The organism is Neorhizobium sp. SOG26, from assembly GCF_003491345.1.
GTDB lineage: Bacteria > Pseudomonadota > Alphaproteobacteria > Rhizobiales > Rhizobiaceae > Neorhizobium > Neorhizobium turbinariae.
Genome location: NZ_CP025512.1, coordinates 2,123,693 through 2,142,422, shown reverse-complemented (window position 1 = coordinate 2,142,422; position 18,730 = coordinate 2,123,693). Strand labels below are relative to the sequence as shown.

Below are 18,730 nucleotides of genomic sequence, written 5' to 3'. Positions count from 1 at the left end.
ATTGGAATAACATGCGCCTCTTGTTTCTGGGTGACATGGTTGGCAAGACCGGCCGCACCGCGGTCTGGGAAAAGCTGCCCGGATTGGTCTCGGACCTGAAGCTCGATTTCGTCATCGTCAACGGCGAGAATGCCGCCGGCGGCTTCGGCATCACCGAAGAGATCTATCTCGAAACGATCAACGCCGGCGCCGATGTCGTCACCACCGGCAACCACGTCTGGGACCAGAAGGATGCGGTGGGCTTTGCGAGCCGGCACGACCAGTTCCTGCGCCCGGCAAACTATCCGGCCGGAACGCCTGGCCGCGGCTCCGGCCTTTATTACGCCCGAAACGGCGCCCGTGTTCTCGTTGCCAACATCATGGGCCGGGTCTTCATGCATCCGGAACTCGATGATCCCTTCAAAAGCGCCGAGGCAATCCTGGCCGCAGCTCCCCTAAAGGAGCAGGCGGATGCGATCGTCTTCGACTTCCACGCCGAAGCGACGAGCGAAAAGCAGTGCTTTGGCCATTTCGTGGATGGCCGCGCCAGCCTTGTTGTCGGCACGCATACGCATGTCCCAACCGCTGACTGCCAGATCCTGAACGGAGGCACGGGCTACATGTCGGATGCCGGCATGTGCGGCGATTACGACTCTTCGCTCGGTATGGAAAAGGAAGAGCCTCTCAACCGCTTCATCTCCAAGATGCCGAAGGGCCGGTTCGAGGCAGCCAGCGGACCCGCGACGATCTGCGGCCTCGGCATCGAGATCTCGGACAGCACCGGCCTTGCCGAAAAGATCGAGCCGCTGCGGATCGGGCCGCGGCTTGCTGAAACGATCCCGAGCTTCTGGCGCTAGCCCGTTCACGTCTTCCCGATCTTCATCCCCTTCCTAGATCTCCGTGGGTGGCGCTTAGGTGCCGTCCACGGGAGGTAGATGATGAAGGTCCAAAAGTTTTCGCTATCCGATGCTTCGATGGAACGCTCGCCGGGGCAGGAGGCTGACATCTTTGCCGGCAACCTGGTGGACGAGCGGCATGGGGGGCCGGTGACGATCGGCTACGGGCGCTACAGCCCGAACCAGGTCCTCGAAGACACCATCGCAGTGGATGACACGATGATCGTGCTCGAAGGACGACTCTCGGTGTCTTCGGCGGACGGGACGGTCGAGGCAGGGCCGGGTGACATCGTCTACATGCCGAAGGGCAACCGGGTCACCATCCGCTCTCACGAACAGGGTGCCGTCACCGCTTATGTCACCTATCCGCACTGGCGCACGGCGGGCGGTGAGGGCGGACAATGACGGAAATGTGAGGCTCGTCCGGCACTTCTTGCTGGACCGGTTTCGGCCGCTACCGCATCCTTGCCACTCCGGAATGAGTGCAACCCATGTGGAGTAGCATGATGCTACGAGCCTTCGCATTCGGACTTTTCGGCGGGCTGTCGAGCCTGCTCTTTACCCCGCTTTCCGCCTTTGCACAGACAGCCGAAATGCCGATCAGCCAGTGCCAGGCGATCGCCCAGAAACTGCCATCGGTGCAGTTCGCCAGCTTTGAACCCGCAGGTGTTCAGCTCGCGCAGGCAGGCAAGAGCCTATCGATGGCAGCGCGCGAAGAGGTGAAGATCACCTTTGTCGGCCACTCCACCTATTTCATCGAAAGCCCGGAGGGCATCGGCGTCGCGACCGACTACAGCGGCGTCTACCAGCCGTCACGCACGCCCGACGTGATCACCATGAACAAGGCGCACTCGACGCATTATACGTCGCATCCGGATCCCGCGATTAAGCATGTGCTCCAGGGCTGGGGACCCGTCCCCGGCGAAAAGGCCAGGCACCAGGAGATGATCGGTGACGTCTATATCCGCAATGTCGTCTCGGACATCCGCAACTGGGGTGGCAGCATAGAGGAGAACGGCAATTCGATCTTCATCTTCGAGGTGGCGGGGCTCTGCATCGGCCATCTCGGCCACCTGCATTTCGAGCTGAACGAGGTGCAATACACGGAGATTGGCCGGCTGGACATCCTGATGGTGCCGGTGGATGGCGGGCTTACCATGGGTGCCGACAGCATGAGCCGCGTCGTGCAGCGGCTGCGCTCATCGCTGATCCTGCCGATGCACCGGTTTGGCCCGCCGCTCGACCGGTTCCTGAGCATGTTCGATGGAAAATTCGATGTGGCCTACGCCAAGGAGCAGACGATCATAGTGTCGATGCGCAGCTTGCCGAAGAAGCCGATGATCCTGGTGCCGCAGGGGCTGTAGCACCCCTGCGGCATTCCCTCCCGGCAAAAGCGGCCCACCCGGTATTGGTGGACCGCCTGGGATCAGTGAAACTGCGGGAAGGCGATGTGCTGCTTGACGCCGACTTCCGGCATCTTCTCGTCCTTCATGTTGGCCTTGGCAATTTCCCAACCGAACTTGAGCTTGCTGTCGGTGGAAGCCCAGATTTCGGCATCCTCGACGCGCAGCGCGAGAAGCGTCAGCTGCGGATCGTCCTTGCCGCCTTCGTACCAGGCAGCGGTCATGGCGCTCCAGTATTCGTCGATCTTCGCCTTGTCCTTGCGCACCTCAAGCCGGCCGGCGAGGCAGGCATGGTAATCATGGTCCTTGCCGACGACGCAGAAATGCGCGGTCGCGCCATTGCCGACATGCCGCACCAGGTCCGTGTCGCTCTTGGTGAAGAACCAGATGGTGCTGGTCTTGGTGTCGACATGCGGCGCCATCGGCTGGAAATGCATGTGGGACCCCTCGATGCCGAGCATGCCGGCATGGATCTTGGCGATCTCGTCCCAGAGCTGGCGTTCCGGTGCTTCCTTGGCTTCGGTCAGGCTTGCCATGCGTCATCTCCTTTGTGTTTGTTGTGTTCGGCAAGGAAACGGCAAGGCTTTGGCCTTTGTTCCGGCAGCCGGGCACCGCCCAAGAGGCTTCGAGGTGAGGGCTTGAACGGCCAGAACTTCGAAATTATAAGGCGCCAATCTCGCAAGACGCGACCCAAGCAATCGAAAAAGTGTCAGGGGTGCCATGGCTGGCCATTCACAGTTCAAGAACATCATGCACCGCAAGGGCAAGCAGGACTCGATCCGGTCCAAGCTGTTCTCCAAGCTCGCGCGTGAAATCACTGTTGCCGCAAAGACGGGCCTGCCCGATCCGGCAATGAACGCGGCACTCCGCCTGGCTGTCCAGAACGCCAAGGCGCAGTCCATGCCGAAGGACAATATCGACCGCGCCATCAAGAAGGCTTCCGGTGCCGACGCCGAAACCTACGACTCGGTGCGCTACGAAGGTTACGGCCCGGGCGGTACGGCGATCATCGTTGAAGCACTGACCGACAACCGCAACCGCACGGCCTCCAACGTCCGCTCGATCTTCACCAAGGCTGGTGGCGCGCTCGGCGAAACGGGCTCGGTCTCCTTCTCCTTCGACCATGTCGGTGAAATCACCTACAAGGCCTCGGTCGGCGATGCTGACAAGGTCATGGAAGCTGCAATTGAAGCCGGTGCCGATGACGTGACCTCGGACGAAGACGGCCACACGATCATCTGCGCCTTCGAAAGCCTCGGCGAAGTCTCCAAGGCACTCGAAGCGACGCTCGGCGAAGCCCAGTCCGTCAAGACGATCTGGAAGCCGCAGAACACGATCGAAGTGGATGAGGAAAAGGCCCAGTCGCTGATCAAGCTGATCGACAACCTGGAAGACGATGACGACGTACAGAACGTCTATTCGAACTTCGAGGTGTCCGAGGAAGTGATGGCCAAGCTCTCGGCCTGACCTCTCATCTTCTGCATTGTTCGGGGCCGGCTTGACCGGCCCCTTTTCTTTGTCAGAGCACCTTTTCCATCATCGGCAGCTGGGCAAACAGCTCGACCGAGCGCAGGCGCTTGTCGATGTCGTGGATCGGCATGGAGATGATCAGTTCATCCGCCTGCGTTTCCTCCAGGAAGTCCTTGAGCTTGGCTTCGACAGTCGGCACTGAACCGACGGCCGCATAACGCAGCGTGTGCTCCACCGTCATCTTTTCCATCGGCGTCCAGATGCCGTCCATGCTGTCGACCGGTTTCGGGAACGGCGTGCGGGCGTTCTTGCGCAGGTTGACGAACTGCTGCTGCGAGGAGGTGAACAGCCGCTCGGCTTCGGCATCCGTATCAGCCGCCACGCCCATGACGCCCACCATGACGTAAGGCTTCTCGTATGCGAGCGACGGCTGGAAGCGCTCACGATAGATGGCGATTGCTTCCATCAGCATGTCCGGCGCAAAATGTGATGCGAAGGCATAAGGCAGGCCAAGCGCTGCCGCGAGATGCGCGCTGTAGAGGCTGGAGCCCAGCAGCCAGATCGGCACGTTGGCGTTCATGCCGGGTACCGCAAGCAGTCCCTGGTTCGGCTCCGGCGCGCCCATCAGCCGCTGAAGCTCGAGAATGTCGTGCGGGAAGCTTTCCGCGCCTGCATCCAGGTTGCGGCGAAGCGCACTCGCCGTCCGCATGTCCGTTCCCGGCGCGCGGCCGAGGCCAAGGTCGACACGGCCCGGCAGCAGCGCTTCCAGCGTCCCGAACTGTTCGGCAATCACCAGCGGCGAATGGTTCGGCAGCATGACGCCGCCCGAGCCGACGCGGATCTTCTTTGTCGCGGCGCCGACATGGCCGATGACGATCGAGGTTGCGGCGCTCGCAATACCCGGCATGCCGTGGTGTTCGGCGAGCCAAACCCGCTTGTAGCCTTGCTCTTCGGCCTTGATGGCCATCTGGCGTGATTGATCAAGCGCGTCGCGAACGGAGTAACCTTCGCCGATGGGCGACAGATCGAGAATGGAAAAGGGGATCATTCAAATGTCCTGGAGAAACGGTTCGTCGTGTAATCCCGCTTCATTTAGGCAGCCGCGGCCGGCTTTGCGACCCCAAGCCAGCGGCGGGCCACCAAGTTTCAGGATTTCACCAGCCGCAGATGCGCCCCGCGCTTCGGTGGCTTGACGCATTCCGGCACCGTCACGCCGCCGGGCTTGACCACCGTCACGGGCGTGAATTTTGTTGCATGATGATCGACATTTCGTGCGGCACGGCTGAAACCCGAAACGGTTTTCGACAGCCCGTCGAGGCGGCAGGTCTGCTGGCCGCTTTCACCAACAAGCGCGGTGATCCTGGAGCGCAGCGCGACGATCGCTTCGGCATCCTTCGCGGCGCCGTGATCGATGGCGCTGACCTGCTCGCGCAGGGCGTTCAGGTAGATGCTCATCGCGTCCCATTCGCGGCCCGCCTGATCGGCAGCATTTGAGCCGCGCTCCACGGCGTCGGCCACGTCTCGCGCCTTGGCGCAGACCGTTTTCGCGGCCTCCGAGGCGCGTTCCGCCAGACCACGGATATCTTCCGCAATCGCCGTCAGCCGCGGCTCGTCGACACTCGACGCTTCTATGCCGAGGTTCATTGCCAGGATATTCGCCTGGAAAGCCGCGTCGATGATCTCCTGCGCCGCCGGGCGAAGTTCGGATGAGGCAACACGCAGCGTATCCATCGCAGCGCCGACCTCGCCCAATGCCTCCTTCGGACGCCGCATGTCCACGTGGGCATTATGCACGATCGCCGCGAGATGCTCGCTCTGCATCTTCCCCCGCTTCAGCCCACCCGCCAGCGCGTCGAGGTCGGTGCCGAGTGATGAAATGGCGGCAACCTGCCGCGCCTGCGCTTGGGTGGCCTCGGCCAGGCCCGCTTCCAGCTCCGCACCGGAAGCCGAGATCACCCGGGCACCAGTCCCGACCCGGTCCAGCGTATCCTCGATGAGGCTGGCGGCATGGTTGAAGTCGGCGCGCAAGCCTTCGTATTCGGTCGGGAAGGGCATGGTCAGCCGCACCGTCAGGTCGCCCACGGCAAGACGCCGCACGCCGCCATCCAGGGCATCCACCACGACCTTCAGATAAGCGGCCTCCGCCTTCGTGACATGAAGGTCGCGCTCGATCGCCTCTAGGGCACGCTTTTCGCGTTCCAGCGCATCCAGGTCCTTCGCCGAGCGATCCATCTGTTTGTCGCGCAGCCGCAGCAGTTCGCGTGCCACGAGGCCAAGATCATCGTGCCGGGATGCGAGTTTGCCGGCATCATCCTCAGAACCATCCGCGAGATCCGCAAGTGCTGCGACCGGCTGGAGCAGGCGTTTCAACAGCATGATCGCGGTCATCGCGGTTAGAGCCAGTCCAGCCATGGCGAACACACGGGACGGGGCCTCCGGCTGCGTCAGCAGGCTATGTGTCGCAAGACCCGTCATGGCCATCTGGCCAAGAAAGATTGTCGTGGTCCTGGCGAACAGGGACAAGCTCTTCTTGTGCATGACAACCTCCTTCCGCGCGGCTGATGGCGACGAAGATCAACGCCCCAGATGATCGCGCGTTGCTTCATATCGATGCTTCGAGCCGCGAACGTGGGAGGCTTGGTTAAACAGAAGTTAACGGCACAGCACCGCTTGTTTTCGTTTTGTTCACATTCCCATGGCAGTAGTTGGATGAAGCGATTAAGGTGGTCATCATGACAGCAGCGATTCGTATCATCGGCATCGATCCGGGCCTGCGCCGGACGGGGTGGGGCATTATCGAGACCCTTGGCAACAGCCTGCGCTTCGTGGCCTCCGGCACGGTGATGTCGGATGGCGACCTGGATCTCGCCTCACGCCTTTGCCAGCTGCATGACGGGCTTGCCGAAGTGGTGCATGCCTACCAGCCGGATGAAGCGGCCGTCGAACAGACCTTCGTCAACAAGGACGCGGTCGCGACGCTGAAGCTCGGGCAGGCGAGGGGCGTGGTGATGCTCGTGCCGGCGCGCGCCGGGCTGCCGGTTTCCGAATATGCACCAAATGCAGTGAAGAAGTCCGTCATCGGCGTCGGGCACGGCGAAAAGCAGCAGATCCATATGATGCTGAAGATCCTCATGCCGAAGGCCGAGTTTAAGGGCAATGACGCGGCCGACGCGCTTGCAATCGCCATCTGTCATGCCCACAACCGCGGCGGACAGCGCATGCGCCAAGCGTTGGCGGGGTGATTTGTTCTTGACTTGTTCCGGATCGCCTTATAGGTAATACCTTAGAGGTATTACCTATGCGTGTCACCGAAAAAGGCCAGGTTACGATCCCCAAGGACATCCGCGATCAGTTGAAGATTGGTCCTGGGTCGGAGGTGGAATTCGTCACGCATGAGGGCAAGGTGTTTCTCGTCAAGGCAGAGCAGCAGGACCAGTTCAAGGACTTCAGGGAATGGGCAGATAGCGTTGCCGGCACCTTCGATGCGATGGGCATGACCACCGACCAGTACATGGAGTGGCTGAGGGGACCGCGCGATGACCTCAACCGTGGTTGATACGAACATCCTCATCGACATCCTGGGCATGCCAAACCCTTTGCGGGACTGGTCCCTGTCACGGCTGGAGCAGTGCCATCGCGAGGGTGAGTTGATCCTGAGCCCCATCGTGTGGTCGGAGCTTGCAGCTTCACCTCTGACGGAGCAGCAACTGACGTCAGCTTTTGGCTGGCTGCGGATGAAGCGCGAGCCATTCTCTTATGAAGCTGCGTTCCAGGCGGGCAAGGCGCATTTCGCCTATCGCCGCGCTGGCGGCCAGCGTGAGCGCACGTTGCCGGAGTTCCTGATCGGCGCCCATGCGATGGTTCGGTCGCACCGGTTGCTGACGCGAGACGCAGCGCGTTACCGTGGCTATTTCCCGTCCCTCGACATCATCTCACCCGAAACCCATCCGTAACGGACCCATTTCATGATCGGCAAGCTCAAAGGAACCATTGACGAGATCGGCGACGACCACGTGCTCGTTGATGTGCATGGGGTCTGCTACGAGGTCTTCTGTTCGTCGCGCGCCCTGTCGCGCATGGGGTCGGTGGGCGAGGCGGTGATCCTCTATATCGAGACCTATGTGCGCGAGGACCAACTGAAGCTTTTCGGCTTCCTCACCGCGCTGGAACGCGAATGGTTCAACCTGCTCCAAAGCGTGCAGGGCGTCGGCGCCAAGGTGGCGCTTGCTGTCCTTTCGACACTCACCCCTTCCGAGCTTGCCAATGCGATCGCGTTGCAGGACAAGACATCCGTGTCGCGCGCCCCCGGTGTCGGGCCCAAGGTGGCGGTGCGCATCGTCACCGAGCTCAAGAACAAGGCGCCGGCCTTTGCTGGCGAGGCGAGCGCCAATATCGGCCTGAAACAGGAACTGGGTGAGGGTGTAGCTTCCGCACCGGTGGCCGATGCCGTGTCGGCACTCACCAACCTGGGGTATTCTCGCGACCAGGCGGCCAATGCCGTTGCGGCAGCGCTCAAGAACGCCGGCGAAGGGGCCGACAGCGCCAAGCTCATCCGGCTTGGCCTCAAGGAACTGGCGCGCTAGGCGGTTAGACCTCGCGCGCCTCCTGTAGTACTAACACAGATATGCAAACGGAAATGTCCTCATGAGCGAGCCTTCCCGCCTGATCACGCCGGAGAAGCGGGGCGAAGACCTCGATATGACGCTGCGGCCGCAATCGCTGGACGAGTTCACCGGCCAGGCGGAAGCGCGCGCCAACCTCAAGGTTTTCATCGAGGCAGCCAAGAACCGCGGCGAGGCGCTGGACCACGTCCTGTTCGTGGGCCCGCCGGGGCTCGGCAAGACGACGCTGGCGCAGATCATGGCAAAGGAACTTGGCGTCAACTTCCGCTCGACCTCGGGCCCGGTTATCGCCAAGGCGGGTGACCTTGCGGCGCTCCTCACCAATCTCGAAGAACGCGACGTGCTGTTCATCGACGAGATCCACCGGTTGAACCCGGCGGTGGAGGAAATCCTCTATCCGGCCATGGAGGATTTCCAGCTCGACCTCATCATCGGTGAAGGCCCTGCGGCACGCTCGGTCAAGATCGACCTGTCGAAGTTCACGCTGGTTGCCGCAACGACCCGCCTCGGCCTCCTGACGACCCCGCTGCGCGACCGCTTCGGTATCCCCGTGCGGCTTTCCTTCTACACCGTCGAGGAACTGGAGTTGATCGTGCGTCGTGGTGCGCGGCTCATGGGGCTTGGCATGACCGACGAAGGGGCGAGGGAGATCGCCCGCCGTTCGCGCGGCACGCCCCGCATCGCCGGGCGGTTGCTGCGCCGCGTGCGTGACTTTGCCGAAGTCGCCCGGGCTGATGCGGTGACGAAGGAGATTGCCGACGAGGCGCTGACGCGGCTTCTGGTCGACAACATGGGGCTCGACCAGCTCGACAAGCGCTACCTCAACATGATCGCCGTGAACTTCGGCGGCGGGCCGGTCGGCATCGAGACTATCGCGGCCGGACTTTCGGAGCCGCGCGATGCCATCGAGGACATTATCGAGCCCTACATGATCCAGCAGGGTTTCATCCAGCGCACGCCGCGCGGCCGGGTGCTGACCGCGGTTGCCTGGAAACATCTCGGCATGCAGCCGCCCAAGGATCTCGAGGCCGCCCAGTTCAGGATGAATCTCGAGGATGAGTGAATGATCTCCCGCCGGGGCTTCCTAAAGGCGCTTGGCGGAGGGGCAGCCGCACTCGCGGCACTGGCGGGTTACGCCGTGGCGGAGCCGTTGCTGCGGCTTCAGACAAAGAGGTATGCGCTGACGCCACCGGATTGGACGCCGGGTCTCAAGCTGCGGGTTGCAGTACTGACCGATATCCATGCCTGCGAGCCGTGGATGCCCATTGACCGGATCGAAGCGATCTGCCGGGCTGCCAATGCCCTGGAACCGGATGTCATCTGCCTGCTTGGTGATTATGTCTCCGGCATGCGCTTCGCAACGGGGAACGTTGAGCCGGACGCCTGGGCGCAGGCGCTTTCGCTCTTGAGGGCACCGCTTGGCGTCCATGCCGTGCTTGGCAACCATGATTGGCTGGAAGATCCGCTCGCAGAAGCGAGCGGCATCCCAGTAGCGCGGCGGGCGTTGGAGAAGGTCGGCATCCCGGTCTACAGCAATAGTGCTGTGCGGTTGGAAAAGGACGGTAGGCCGTTCTGGCTGGCGGGGCTTGAGGACCAGATCGCACCACCCGGCCCTTCGGCTCCCGCGCGTCGGCACAAGGGCCGCGACGACCTGCCCGGCACGCTCAAGCAGGTTGTTGACGATGCCCCCGTCATCCTCATGGCGCATGAGCCGGACATCTTTCCGCAGGTGCCCGACCGCGTTTCCTTGACCTTGTCGGGGCACACCCATGGGGGGCAGGTCCGCCTGTTCGGTTACGCACCGGTCGTCCCGTCGCGCTTCGGCAACCGCTATGCGTATGGGCATGTCGTCGAAGGCGGGCGCAACCTCATTGTTTCCGGCGGGCTCGGCTGCTCAATGCTGCCGGTGCGCTTCGGCTCTCCGCCCGAGATCAACCTCATCGAGCTCGGCTGAGGCTCGACGTAGACCAATAAGGCGGGAACATCCCGCCGCGGCACCCCGTTCTTTTTCACAAGAAGGAGAATGTCATGCAGAACAATGATCTCCCTGATCGTATTCCTCCCGTCGAAGTCGCGGAGGCAGCGGAAAAGGGTTTGAAGCTGCGCGCCCAGTATCGTCGTGGCGGCACCATGGTGGGCGTGGCGCGTGCCCGCGACCTGAAAAACCGCAAGAATATTTCGGAGCAGACCATCCGGCGCATGGTGAGCTATTTCGCGCGCCACAAGGTGGATAAACGTGCCGAAAACTTCGGCGACGACGAGAACCCCTCGACCGGTTATATCGCGTGGCTGTTGTGGGGCGGCGATGCTGGTCAGAAATGGGCAGAGCAGCACAAGAAGGCGATGGAGAAGGCCAAGAACGAGGCCCGGATGCGCCGCTACAAACATCCGCATTCCGGATCTTCCGCCAGCCCCTGAATTTGTTCTCATCACGTCAAGGTTCGCCCCCCGTCTGGACTTTGGTTGCGACCATGGTAGGGACGGGGCAGCGGCGCGGTGCATCCGCCGCGCCTTGTTGCCGAACCCTCAGCGATTTGGAACGAGCACTTGACCCAGAACGACATGATCGCGCTGTCTGGCGAACTGACCGCCGACGGCCACCGCCTCGTGCAACGCGTCTATTATGAAGACACGGATTTCTCCGGCCTCGTGTATCACGCCCGCTACCTGCATTTCCTGGAGCGCGGCCGCACCGATTACCTGCGCTGCCTTGGATGCCAGCAAAGCGAGTTGCTCAGCGCCGACGAGGAAGGCCTCGTCTTCGTCGTCCATCGCATGGAAATCGACTTCAAGCAGCCGGCCCGCATGGATGACATCCTGACCGTCCGGACCGTGACGGAAAAGGCGGGCGGCGCCAAGATGGTGCTCAACCAGGAAATCCGCCGCGATGATACGCTGTTGATCGCCGCCAAGGTGGTGATCGCCGTCATCAACAAGCATGGTCGCCCGCGACGGCTGCCGGAAACGGTGGCGGAGAAGTTTCTCGGCAAGGGAAACTGACCGGATCTTACTCAGGCGTCGTGGCGTTCGGCGCCCAGGCTTCCCGCGGCTCTAGAAATTCTATTCTGGATAGTATCGGTCGCCGCGTCTTCTCGCGGCAGCAAGTCTAGCGCCGCTCATCAGTTTTAACGAATGTTTAACCATAATGATGTCTTACTGGCAGCTGAGGAAATTGTGCAACGCACGCCTTCCTTTGACCAAATTTGAAAGCGAGAAGCCAAGCTGAAAACTCAGGGCACCTTGGGGTTTAGCGAGCGCATCCAGCGATCAGACATATTCTCGCGAGAGCGCTTTTGAACCCGCCCGGTCTTAAACAAGCCGGGCGTTTGGATTCGGGGATAGACGTTAGATGGAACAAGTAGCTTTGGAAGCTGCAACGCATGATGTGAGCCTCTGGGGCCTCTTCATGCAGGCGGGCTTGGTCGTCAAGCTCGTGATGATCGGTCTTCTCGGTGCGTCCGTTTGGACATGGGCGATCGTGATCGACAAATATGTCAGCTTCGCCAAGGCAAAGCGCCAGTTCGACCAGTTCGAGCAGGTGTTCTGGTCGGGGCAGTCGCTGGAAGAGCTGTATCGTACCCTGTCGGAACGGCAGAACAGCGGCCTTGCGGCCATGTTCGTGGCTGCCATGCGCGAGTGGAAGAAAAGCTTCGAGCGCGGAGCGCGTTCGCCGATCGGCCTGCAGATGCGAATCGACCGTGCGATGGACGTCACCATGGCGCGCGAAGCCGAAACCTATGAAGCCCGCCTCGGATCGCTCGCGACCATCGGTTCGGCCGGCCCGTTCATCGGCCTCTTCGGTACCGTCGTCGGCATCATGACCTCGTTCCAGGCAATCGCTGGCTCGCAGTCCACCAACCTTGCGGTTGTGGCGCCCGGTATTGCCGAAGCGCTTCTTGCAACGGCAATCGGCCTCGTCGCCGCTATTCCCGCGGTCATGGCCTACAACAAGTTCATGGGCGATGCCGGCAAGCTCTCGGCACGCATGGAAGGTTTTGCCGACGAGTTCTCCGCCATCCTGTCCCGCCAGATTGACGAGAAGCTGCAGCCGCGCCAGCAGGCCGCGGCGCAGTAAGTCACATCGGTCCTTAGGAGTACGCATTCATGGGTATGTCGGCCGGAGGAGCAAAGGGTTCGGGTGGTGGTCGCCGCAGGCGCGGGCGCCGGGGCGCAGCCATCAGCGAAATCAACGTGACGCCGCTTGTCGACGTCATGCTCGTGCTGCTGATCATCTTCATGGTCGCCGCACCGATGATGACGGTCGGTGTTCCCGTCGACCTGCCGCAGACGCAGGCAGCGGCACTGAATTCCGAAACGCAGCCGATCACCATCTCGGTCAATGCGGACGGCCAGATCCATCTTCAGGAAACCCCGATCACCGCGGAAGAAGTTGCCGCTAAGCTGCAGGCGATTTCCACCACCGGCTATAACGAGCGCATCTTCGTGCGCGCCGACACAACCTCGGCCTACGGGATCGTGGCCGACGTGATGGCACGCATTCAGCAGGCTGGTTTCAAGAACATCGGTCTCGTTACGCAGCAACGTCAGGGCAATCGTTAAGAGCGATGAAGGCGAGCCTCACCACATCGGCAATCCTACACGTGACGGCACTGGCCTTCGCGCTGGTGACGATTGGCGCGCCGGACAAGCTGGAAGTCGCCAACACCGAGGCACTGCCGGTCGACCTCGTGCCGATCGAGGAGTTCAGCCAGATCCAGCAGGGCGACAAGAAGGCCCCGATGGCCGAGCATTCCGCACCTGTTCCGACGAACAGGCCGGACCCCGTCGAGAACGCCGAGAACTTTGGCGACAACAACGTCGACATCAAGGCGCCGCCGACGCCGGCCGCCAAGCCGTCCAACAACGAATCCGCGGCGGCCCCGCCGAAGCAGGACAAGCCGGCACCGGTTGTTGATACCAAGCCGACGGCTTCCACCGAGATCGCCAAGGAAGACACCACGCCTCCGCCGCAGGAAGTGGCCGCCCTGCCGCAGCCGAAGCCGGACGTGACGCCGCCGAAGCCGGCACCCGATCCGCTGCCGCAACCGCAGGCGAAAACGCCGGCACCTGCGCCGGAAGAGGCCACCCCGCTTCCTGACAATGTGCCCGTGCCGGTGGTAAAGCCGCGGCCCGAGCCGCCGAAGGAAGAAGCAAAGCCCGTTGAAAAGCCGGTCGAGAAAAAGCCGGACCCGCCGAAGCCGACGGAAACCGCCAAGGCCGATCCGAAAGCGACTGCTGCGGTGAAGCCGAGCGACAAGAAGGTTGCCGACAAGAAGCAGGAATCGGCGAAGTCGGCGTCCTCGAAGGAAAGCGACTTCAACGCCGACGACATCGCCGCGCTTTTGAACAAGCAGGCGCCGGCGAATGGCGGTGCGAAGCGCTCGACCCAGACGGCAGCACTTGGCGGCAAGACGAATACGGGCGGATCGAAGCTGACCCAGAGCGAGATGGACGCGTTGCGCGGCCAGATCCAGAAGAACTGGTCGATCATTGCCGGTATCGAAGGTGCTGACGGCGTCCTTATCAAGGTCACAATGAAGCTTGATGAGTCCGGCGATATCATCGGGGAACCGGAAGTGACCGCAAGCGGCGGGTCCGACAATGCACGCCGAACCCTTCAGGCCAGTGCGTTGCGCGCCGTGCGCCGGTCAGCACCGTTCAAGAACCTGCCCGCCGACAAATACGACGCATGGAGCGAGGTTGTCGTCAACTTCGACCCGAGCGAATTGCTGTAAAGCTGAAAGGCTGATTGACATGATGAAACGTTCTTTCATCCGCCTCCTGGTTGCGTTTGCCGGCATGGCGGTGATGTTCGCCGCGCCCGCCCAGGCGCGGGTGGAAATCAATATCAACAAGGGCAATGTCGAGCCGCTGCCGATCGCGGTGACCGATTTCCTGTCCAACAACGAGCTCGGACCGCAGATTTCGCAGGTCATCGCTGCCGACCTGCAGCGCTCGGGCCTGTTTGCACCGGTCAACAAGTCCGCCTTCATCGAGAAGATCGCCGACCCGAACCGCACGCCGCGCTTTGAAGACTGGAAGGTCATCAACGCCCAGGCACTCGTCACCGGCCGCGTGACCCGCGAAGGCGACGGCCGCCTGCGCGCCGAGTTCCGCCTCTGGGATACCTTTGCCGGTCAGCAGATGACCGGCCAGCAGTTCTTCACCCAGCCGGAGAACTGGCGTCGTGTGGCGCATATCATCGCGGATGCGATCTACAAGCAGATCACCGGCGAAAACGGCTATTTCGACAGCCGCGTCGTCTTCGTGTCCGAAAGCGGTCCGAAGAACGCCCGCCAGCGCCAGCTTGCGATCATGGACCAGGACGGTTTCAACGTCCGCATGCTGACCAACAGCAAGGACATCGTGCTGACGCCGCGATTCTCGCCGAGCCGGCAGGAAATCACCTACATGTCGTTTGAAGGCAACCAGCCGCGCGTCTACCTGCTGCAGCTGGAAACCGGGCAGCGCGAAGTGGTCGGCAACTTCCCCGGCATGACGTTCTCGCCGCGCTTCTCGCCGGATGGCCAGAAGGTCATCATGAGCCTCCAGCAGGAAGGCAATTCCAACATCTACACGATGGACCTGCGTTCGCGCACCACGACCCGCCTGACCTCGACCCAGGCGATCGACACCTCGCCTTCCTATTCGCCCGATGGTGCCCGCATCGCCTTTGAAAGCGACCGCGGCGGTCGTCCGCAGATCTACGTGATGAATGCCGACGGCTCCGGCCAGACGCGCATCTCCTTCGGCGATGGTTCCTATTCCACGCCGGTCTGGTCCCCGCGCGGCGATCTGATCGCCTTTACCAAGCAATCGGGCGGCAAGTTCTCGATCGGCGTCATGAAGCCGGATGGCTCAGGCGAGCGCATCCTGACGACGGGCTTCCACAACGAAGGCCCGACCTGGGCGCCGAACGGCCGCGTGCTGATGTTCTTCCGCCAGAACGCCGGCGCCGGTGGCCCACAGCTCTACTCGATCGACCTCACCGGTTACAACGAGCAGCCGGTCAAGACCCCGGCTTACGGGTCCGACCCGGCCTGGTCGCCGCTGCTTGAATAGGATTGACCTTAAAAGGGGCGGTTTTCCGCCCCTTTGTCGCCTTAATGTGTTGAGAAACCGCGCAAAATGACGCGTGGGAAGATTTTATTAACCATGTGCGTTGCATCATGGTTAACCGAGCCCGGTTAGAGTCTGGAAACCGTAGAATTCTGGCAAACCTGGAATAAGTGATCAAGGAGAGACCGGCTATGAGCCGCACCGATACCCCGGCAATGAGCCGCATGCAGACCATCGCTCGCAATCCGGCCGTGATTGCACTGACGCTGGCGCTCGCACTTGCTGGCTGCGCCAACAAGAAGAACCTGCCGAACAACGCCAACGAGCTGGGCCTGAACGGCGCCGGCGCTGGTGCTGCGACGCCGGGCTCGAGCCAGGACTTCACCGTCAACGTCGGCGACCGCATCTTCTTCGACACCGACTCGACCTCGATTCGCGCCGACGCCCAGCAGACGCTTGACCGTCAGGCCCAGTGGCTGCAGCGCTACCCGAACTACGCGATCACGGTCGAAGGCCATGCTGACGAACGCGGCACGCGCGAATACAACCTGGCGCTCGGTGCACGTCGTGCGGCTGCGACCCGCGAATACCTCGCATCGCGTGGCGTTCCGGCCAACCGCATCAAGACGATCTCCTACGGCAAGGAACGTCCGGTCGCTGTTTGCGACGACATCTCCTGCTGGTCGCAGAACCGTCGCGCCGTCACGGTGCTTGGCGGCGCCGGCATGTAATCTGGCGAAAGCCACGGATTACCGGAACCTCAAAAAGGCGGTCCCTCGGGCCGCCTTTTTGCTTTTTCCATAGTTTGGCCCTGATTTCCGGGATTTTTGATCGCGATTTAGTTGCTTTTTGGCGGCAGTTGGAAAAGTCTCCTTTCGCGCCAAATCAGGCGTGGACGAACAAGCAGGACGGACACTCATGAAGAAAATTGTCTTGGCAGCGATGCTGGGGCTGATGGCGACGAGCGTACCCGCAGGGGCATTCTCGCTGCCAAAACTCTTCCAGGGAAATCAAACGGCTGTACCGCAACCTTCGACCGAAAGGCCGGTGGTTCTGGCACAGGCAAGCGACCCCGTTCGTATCCAGCAGCTCCAGGAAGAGATCCGTCAGTTGAACGGTCGGATCGAGGAAATGAGCTTCCAGCTTCTGCAGATGCAGGAGCAGATGCGCAAGACGCAGGAAGATAACGAATTCCGCTTCCAGGATCTGGAAAAGAAGAAGAGAAGCGATCTGGGCGACACGGCTGGGCAACCAGCCGTGGCGGCCAATCGCCCCTCATCCTCCTCGTCCGCCCCTGATGAAGAGACGGCAGGTGATGACGTCGCGCGCATCATCGGTTCACCCGATGCACCGTCAGTCACGCCGACGGCGCCACCCCCGACAACGCTTGGCTCAATCGAGCTTGACCAGAACGGCAATCCGCGCGGTGCCTCGCGCAACAGCAGCGCCAACAATGCAGCCGGCCTGCCGGGCGTCGATGTTGGCCCGCCGCTGCCCGCCAAGCCTTCCGCACCGTCAAGAACCGACCCGCAGCAAACGGCCTCGCTCGGCAGCGAAAATGACACCTATCAGGCGGCTTACAACCACGTCCTGACGGGTGACTACGCGCTCGCGGAGAAGGAATTCAACAGCTACCTCTCCGCCTATCCGAAGGGTGCCAAGATTGCCGACGCCAATTTCTGGCTCGGCGAAGCGCAGTATTCGCAGGGCAAGTATAACGAGGCGGCCAAGACCTTCCTCAACGCCCACCAGACCTATGGCAAGTCTGCCAAGGCGCCGGAGATGCTGCTGAAGCTTGGCATGTCGCTGGCCGCACTCGACAACACGGAAACCGCCTGCGCCACGCTGCGCGAGGTGCCGAAGCGTTACCCGTCCGCGCCCAGGGCAGTGCTGGCCAAGGTCGGCACGGAACAGAAGCGGCTGTCCTGCTGAGGCAGAACGGCTGCGATCCCATGGCGCCTGAGGCCAACCGCCTGTCGCCGGAAGACGCGGTTCGCGTCTTCCTCGACGGGTTGGAAACACCAGCGCATCTCCTTGTAGCAATTTCCGGCGGCAGCGATTCCACCGGCCTGCTGCTGGCGCTGGCGAAGCTCGCCGATCGCTCGAAATTCTCGATCTCCGCCGCTACCATCGACCACGGGCTCCGCCCGGAATCGACCGAGGAGGCTTTGGCCGTCAGGGCACTCTGCGAACGGCTTGCCGTGCCGCATGTCATCCGTCGTTGGGAGGGCGAGAAACCGTCGAGTGGCATCTCGGCGGCGGCACGCGACGCCCGTTACCGCCTGCTTTCTGACATTGCTCGCGATAGTCACGCGAATGTCATCGTCAGCGGCCATACGCTCGATGACCAGGCGGAGACGGTTTCCATGCGCGCCCGCCGTGGTGATGGCGAAGCGAGGCGGGGGCTTGCCGGAATGTCCGGTGGGGTGCTGCTGGAGCGGCGCCATTGGCTGATGCGGCCGTTGCTGTCCACCACCCGTGCCGATATCCGCGCCTTTCTGGAACGCCACGGCGAGGGGTGGATTGACGATCCGAGCAATCTCAACGCCCGCTACGAGCGGGTGAGGGTGCGGCTGGCGGGTCCCGATGCACCCGTCGACAGCGAGGCCGCGGCACGCCGCAAGGATCTCGCCGACCGGGCTGCCGACCTCATCGAGGCGCATGTGTCGATCGGGCACAGCGTGCTGGCGCAGGTCTCGCACGGGGGGCTGACGGAGGAACTGCCGGTCCTGCGGCACGCGCTGGCAACCCTTGGCGCCGTGCTTGGCGGACGGACGCATCTTCTCGGCAGCGATAGCATGGCGCGGGTACTCGCCTTCATCCAGGGTGGGGCTGCGGGCCGCATTACCGCAGGACGAGTAATTTTCGACCGACGCCGCGATGGCCTGTTCATGATGCGCGAAAACCGCGGCATGCTGTCGCTGCACGTGGGCGCCGGCGAGACCGCCGTTTGGGACGGCCGGTTCCGGATCATCAATGGAACGGATCAGGAGGTCATTGTCGGCCCGACGGCGCCTGACCGAGACGAGGCGCTTGCGCTGTTCCCGGAGGCGCCGCCAGCGATTGCCATGCGTGCGGCGTGCGCGCTGCCGTTCGTCGGTTTCGCACCGGGATCAGCCCAAAGGTCAGGGGCGGGCGCGGTTGTGGTGGAACCCATCCTCGCGCCGTTCGACCGTTTTTTGCCTCAGTTTGAGCTTAACCTTGCAAACCGGATAGCGCAGTTGATCGGACACGAGGAATTTACCCCGCTTCCGGTTAAGGATTCTCGGCGGAAAAGCTAGGCCCGGCTCCCCTTTGCCTT

At 62.2% G+C, this 18,730-nt stretch carries 22 protein-coding genes; 19 read left to right on the top strand and 3 right to left on the bottom strand.

Annotated features, from left to right (window positions below):
• Nucleotides 1–11 precede the first annotated feature (11 nt).
• The 3 genes from CYG48_RS10705 (at nt 12) to CYG48_RS10695 (ending at nt 2,239) form a co-directional block, all read left to right on the top strand.
• Nucleotides 12–836: a TIGR00282 family metallophosphoesterase gene (locus CYG48_RS10705; protein ID WP_118850365.1), complete on the top strand. Its 825-nt coding sequence runs from the start codon at nt 12–14 to the stop codon at nt 834–836.
• 81 nt (nt 837–917) lie between these two features.
• Nucleotides 918–1,280 carry a cupin domain-containing protein gene (locus CYG48_RS10700; protein WP_118850364.1) on the top strand — a complete coding sequence of 121 codons (363 nt, stop codon included), beginning with the start codon at nt 918–920 and terminating at the stop codon, nt 1,278–1,280.
• Between the two features lie 98 nt (nt 1,281–1,378).
• Complete coding sequence (locus CYG48_RS10695) at nt 1,379–2,239, top strand: MBL fold metallo-hydrolase (protein ID WP_118850363.1); 861 nt, start codon at nt 1,379–1,381, stop codon at nt 2,237–2,239.
• A 62-nt stretch (nt 2,240–2,301) separates the two neighbouring features.
• On the opposite strand, the gene CYG48_RS10690 is transcribed toward CYG48_RS10695, so the two are convergent.
• Nucleotides 2,302–2,814: a pyridoxamine 5'-phosphate oxidase family protein gene (locus tag CYG48_RS10690; RefSeq protein ID WP_118850362.1), complete on the bottom strand. Its 513-nt coding sequence runs from the start codon at nt 2,812–2,814 to the stop codon at nt 2,302–2,304.
• Between the two features lie 184 nt (nt 2,815–2,998).
• On the opposite strand from CYG48_RS10690, the gene CYG48_RS10685 reads away from it, so the two are divergent.
• The gene (locus tag CYG48_RS10685) at nt 2,999–3,745 is read left to right on the top strand and encodes a YebC/PmpR family DNA-binding transcriptional regulator (protein ID WP_118850361.1); all 747 of its coding nucleotides are present in this window, start codon (nt 2,999–3,001) and stop codon (nt 3,743–3,745) included.
• Nucleotides 3,746–3,797: 52 nt separating this feature from the next.
• Here CYG48_RS10685 and CYG48_RS10680 read toward each other — a convergent pair whose 3' ends face one another.
• Entirely contained in the window at nt 3,798–4,796 is a 999-nt protein-coding gene (locus tag CYG48_RS10680) for an LLM class flavin-dependent oxidoreductase (RefSeq protein ID WP_118850360.1), read from the bottom strand.
• A gap of 98 nt (nt 4,797–4,894) precedes the next feature.
• Nucleotides 4,895–6,286 (bottom strand): methyl-accepting chemotaxis protein, encoded by a 1,392-nt coding sequence (locus CYG48_RS10675; RefSeq protein WP_118850359.1) that lies wholly within the window; start codon nt 6,284–6,286, stop codon nt 4,895–4,897.
• 194 nt (nt 6,287–6,480) lie between these two features.
• Here CYG48_RS10675 and ruvC point away from each other — a divergent pair, with 194 nt between their 5' ends.
• The 15 genes from ruvC (at nt 6,481) to tilS (ending at nt 18,710) form a co-directional block, all read left to right on the top strand.
• Nucleotides 6,481–6,990 carry a crossover junction endodeoxyribonuclease RuvC gene (gene ruvC / locus CYG48_RS10670; RefSeq protein ID WP_118851609.1) on the top strand — a complete coding sequence of 170 codons (510 nt, stop codon included), beginning with the start codon at nt 6,481–6,483 and terminating at the stop codon, nt 6,988–6,990.
• 56 nt (nt 6,991–7,046) lie between these two features.
• A complete protein-coding gene (locus CYG48_RS10665) occupies nt 7,047–7,304 on the top strand; it encodes an AbrB/MazE/SpoVT family DNA-binding domain-containing protein (RefSeq protein WP_118850358.1) in 258 nt (85 codons plus the stop codon).
• Complete coding sequence (locus tag CYG48_RS10660) at nt 7,285–7,701, top strand: type II toxin-antitoxin system VapC family toxin (RefSeq protein WP_118850357.1); 417 nt, start codon at nt 7,285–7,287, stop codon at nt 7,699–7,701. Before CYG48_RS10665 ends, CYG48_RS10660 begins: the two co-directional genes overlap by 20 nt.
• Before the next feature lie 12 nt (nt 7,702–7,713).
• Entirely contained in the window at nt 7,714–8,331 is a 618-nt protein-coding gene (ruvA, locus tag CYG48_RS10655; RefSeq protein ID WP_118850356.1) for a Holliday junction branch migration protein RuvA, read from the top strand.
• Between the two features lie 61 nt (nt 8,332–8,392).
• Nucleotides 8,393–9,433: a Holliday junction branch migration DNA helicase RuvB gene (gene ruvB / locus CYG48_RS10650; RefSeq protein WP_118850355.1), complete on the top strand. Its 1,041-nt coding sequence runs from the start codon at nt 8,393–8,395 to the stop codon at nt 9,431–9,433.
• Nucleotides 9,434–10,324, top strand: a complete 891-nt coding sequence (locus CYG48_RS10645; protein WP_118850354.1) for a metallophosphoesterase — start codon at nt 9,434–9,436, stop codon at nt 10,322–10,324.
• A gap of 74 nt (nt 10,325–10,398) precedes the next feature.
• The gene (locus CYG48_RS10640; protein ID WP_118850353.1) at nt 10,399–10,788 is read left to right on the top strand and encodes a hypothetical protein; all 390 of its coding nucleotides are present in this window, start codon (nt 10,399–10,401) and stop codon (nt 10,786–10,788) included.
• 144 nt (nt 10,789–10,932) lie between these two features.
• Nucleotides 10,933–11,370, top strand: coding sequence for a tol-pal system-associated acyl-CoA thioesterase (ybgC, locus tag CYG48_RS10635; RefSeq protein ID WP_118851608.1), 438 nt, complete (start codon nt 10,933–10,935; stop codon nt 11,368–11,370).
• 349 nt (nt 11,371–11,719) lie between these two features.
• Nucleotides 11,720–12,445: a protein TolQ gene (tolQ, locus tag CYG48_RS10630; RefSeq protein ID WP_118850352.1), complete on the top strand. Its 726-nt coding sequence runs from the start codon at nt 11,720–11,722 to the stop codon at nt 12,443–12,445.
• 29 nt (nt 12,446–12,474) lie between these two features.
• Nucleotides 12,475–12,930 carry a protein TolR gene (gene tolR / locus CYG48_RS10625; protein ID WP_118850351.1) on the top strand — a complete coding sequence of 152 codons (456 nt, stop codon included), beginning with the start codon at nt 12,475–12,477 and terminating at the stop codon, nt 12,928–12,930.
• 5 nt (nt 12,931–12,935) lie between these two features.
• On the top strand, nt 12,936–14,105 hold the full coding sequence (locus CYG48_RS10620; RefSeq protein WP_118850350.1) for a cell envelope integrity protein TolA: 1,170 nt from the start codon (nt 12,936–12,938) through the stop codon (nt 14,103–14,105).
• A 19-nt stretch (nt 14,106–14,124) separates the two neighbouring features.
• The gene (tolB, locus tag CYG48_RS10615; RefSeq protein ID WP_118850349.1) at nt 14,125–15,432 is read left to right on the top strand and encodes a Tol-Pal system beta propeller repeat protein TolB; all 1,308 of its coding nucleotides are present in this window, start codon (nt 14,125–14,127) and stop codon (nt 15,430–15,432) included.
• Between the two features lie 188 nt (nt 15,433–15,620).
• Nucleotides 15,621–16,160 carry a peptidoglycan-associated lipoprotein Pal gene (gene pal, locus CYG48_RS10610; protein ID WP_118850348.1) on the top strand — a complete coding sequence of 180 codons (540 nt, stop codon included), beginning with the start codon at nt 15,621–15,623 and terminating at the stop codon, nt 16,158–16,160.
• Nucleotides 16,161–16,347: 187 nt separating this feature from the next.
• Entirely contained in the window at nt 16,348–17,361 is a 1,014-nt protein-coding gene (ybgF, locus tag CYG48_RS10605; RefSeq protein ID WP_118850347.1) for a tol-pal system protein YbgF, read from the top strand.
• Nucleotides 17,362–17,381: 20 nt separating this feature from the next.
• A complete protein-coding gene (gene tilS / locus CYG48_RS10600) occupies nt 17,382–18,710 on the top strand; it encodes a tRNA lysidine(34) synthetase TilS (protein ID WP_118850346.1) in 1,329 nt (442 codons plus the stop codon).
• The last annotated feature ends 20 nt before the right edge of the window (nt 18,711–18,730 follow it).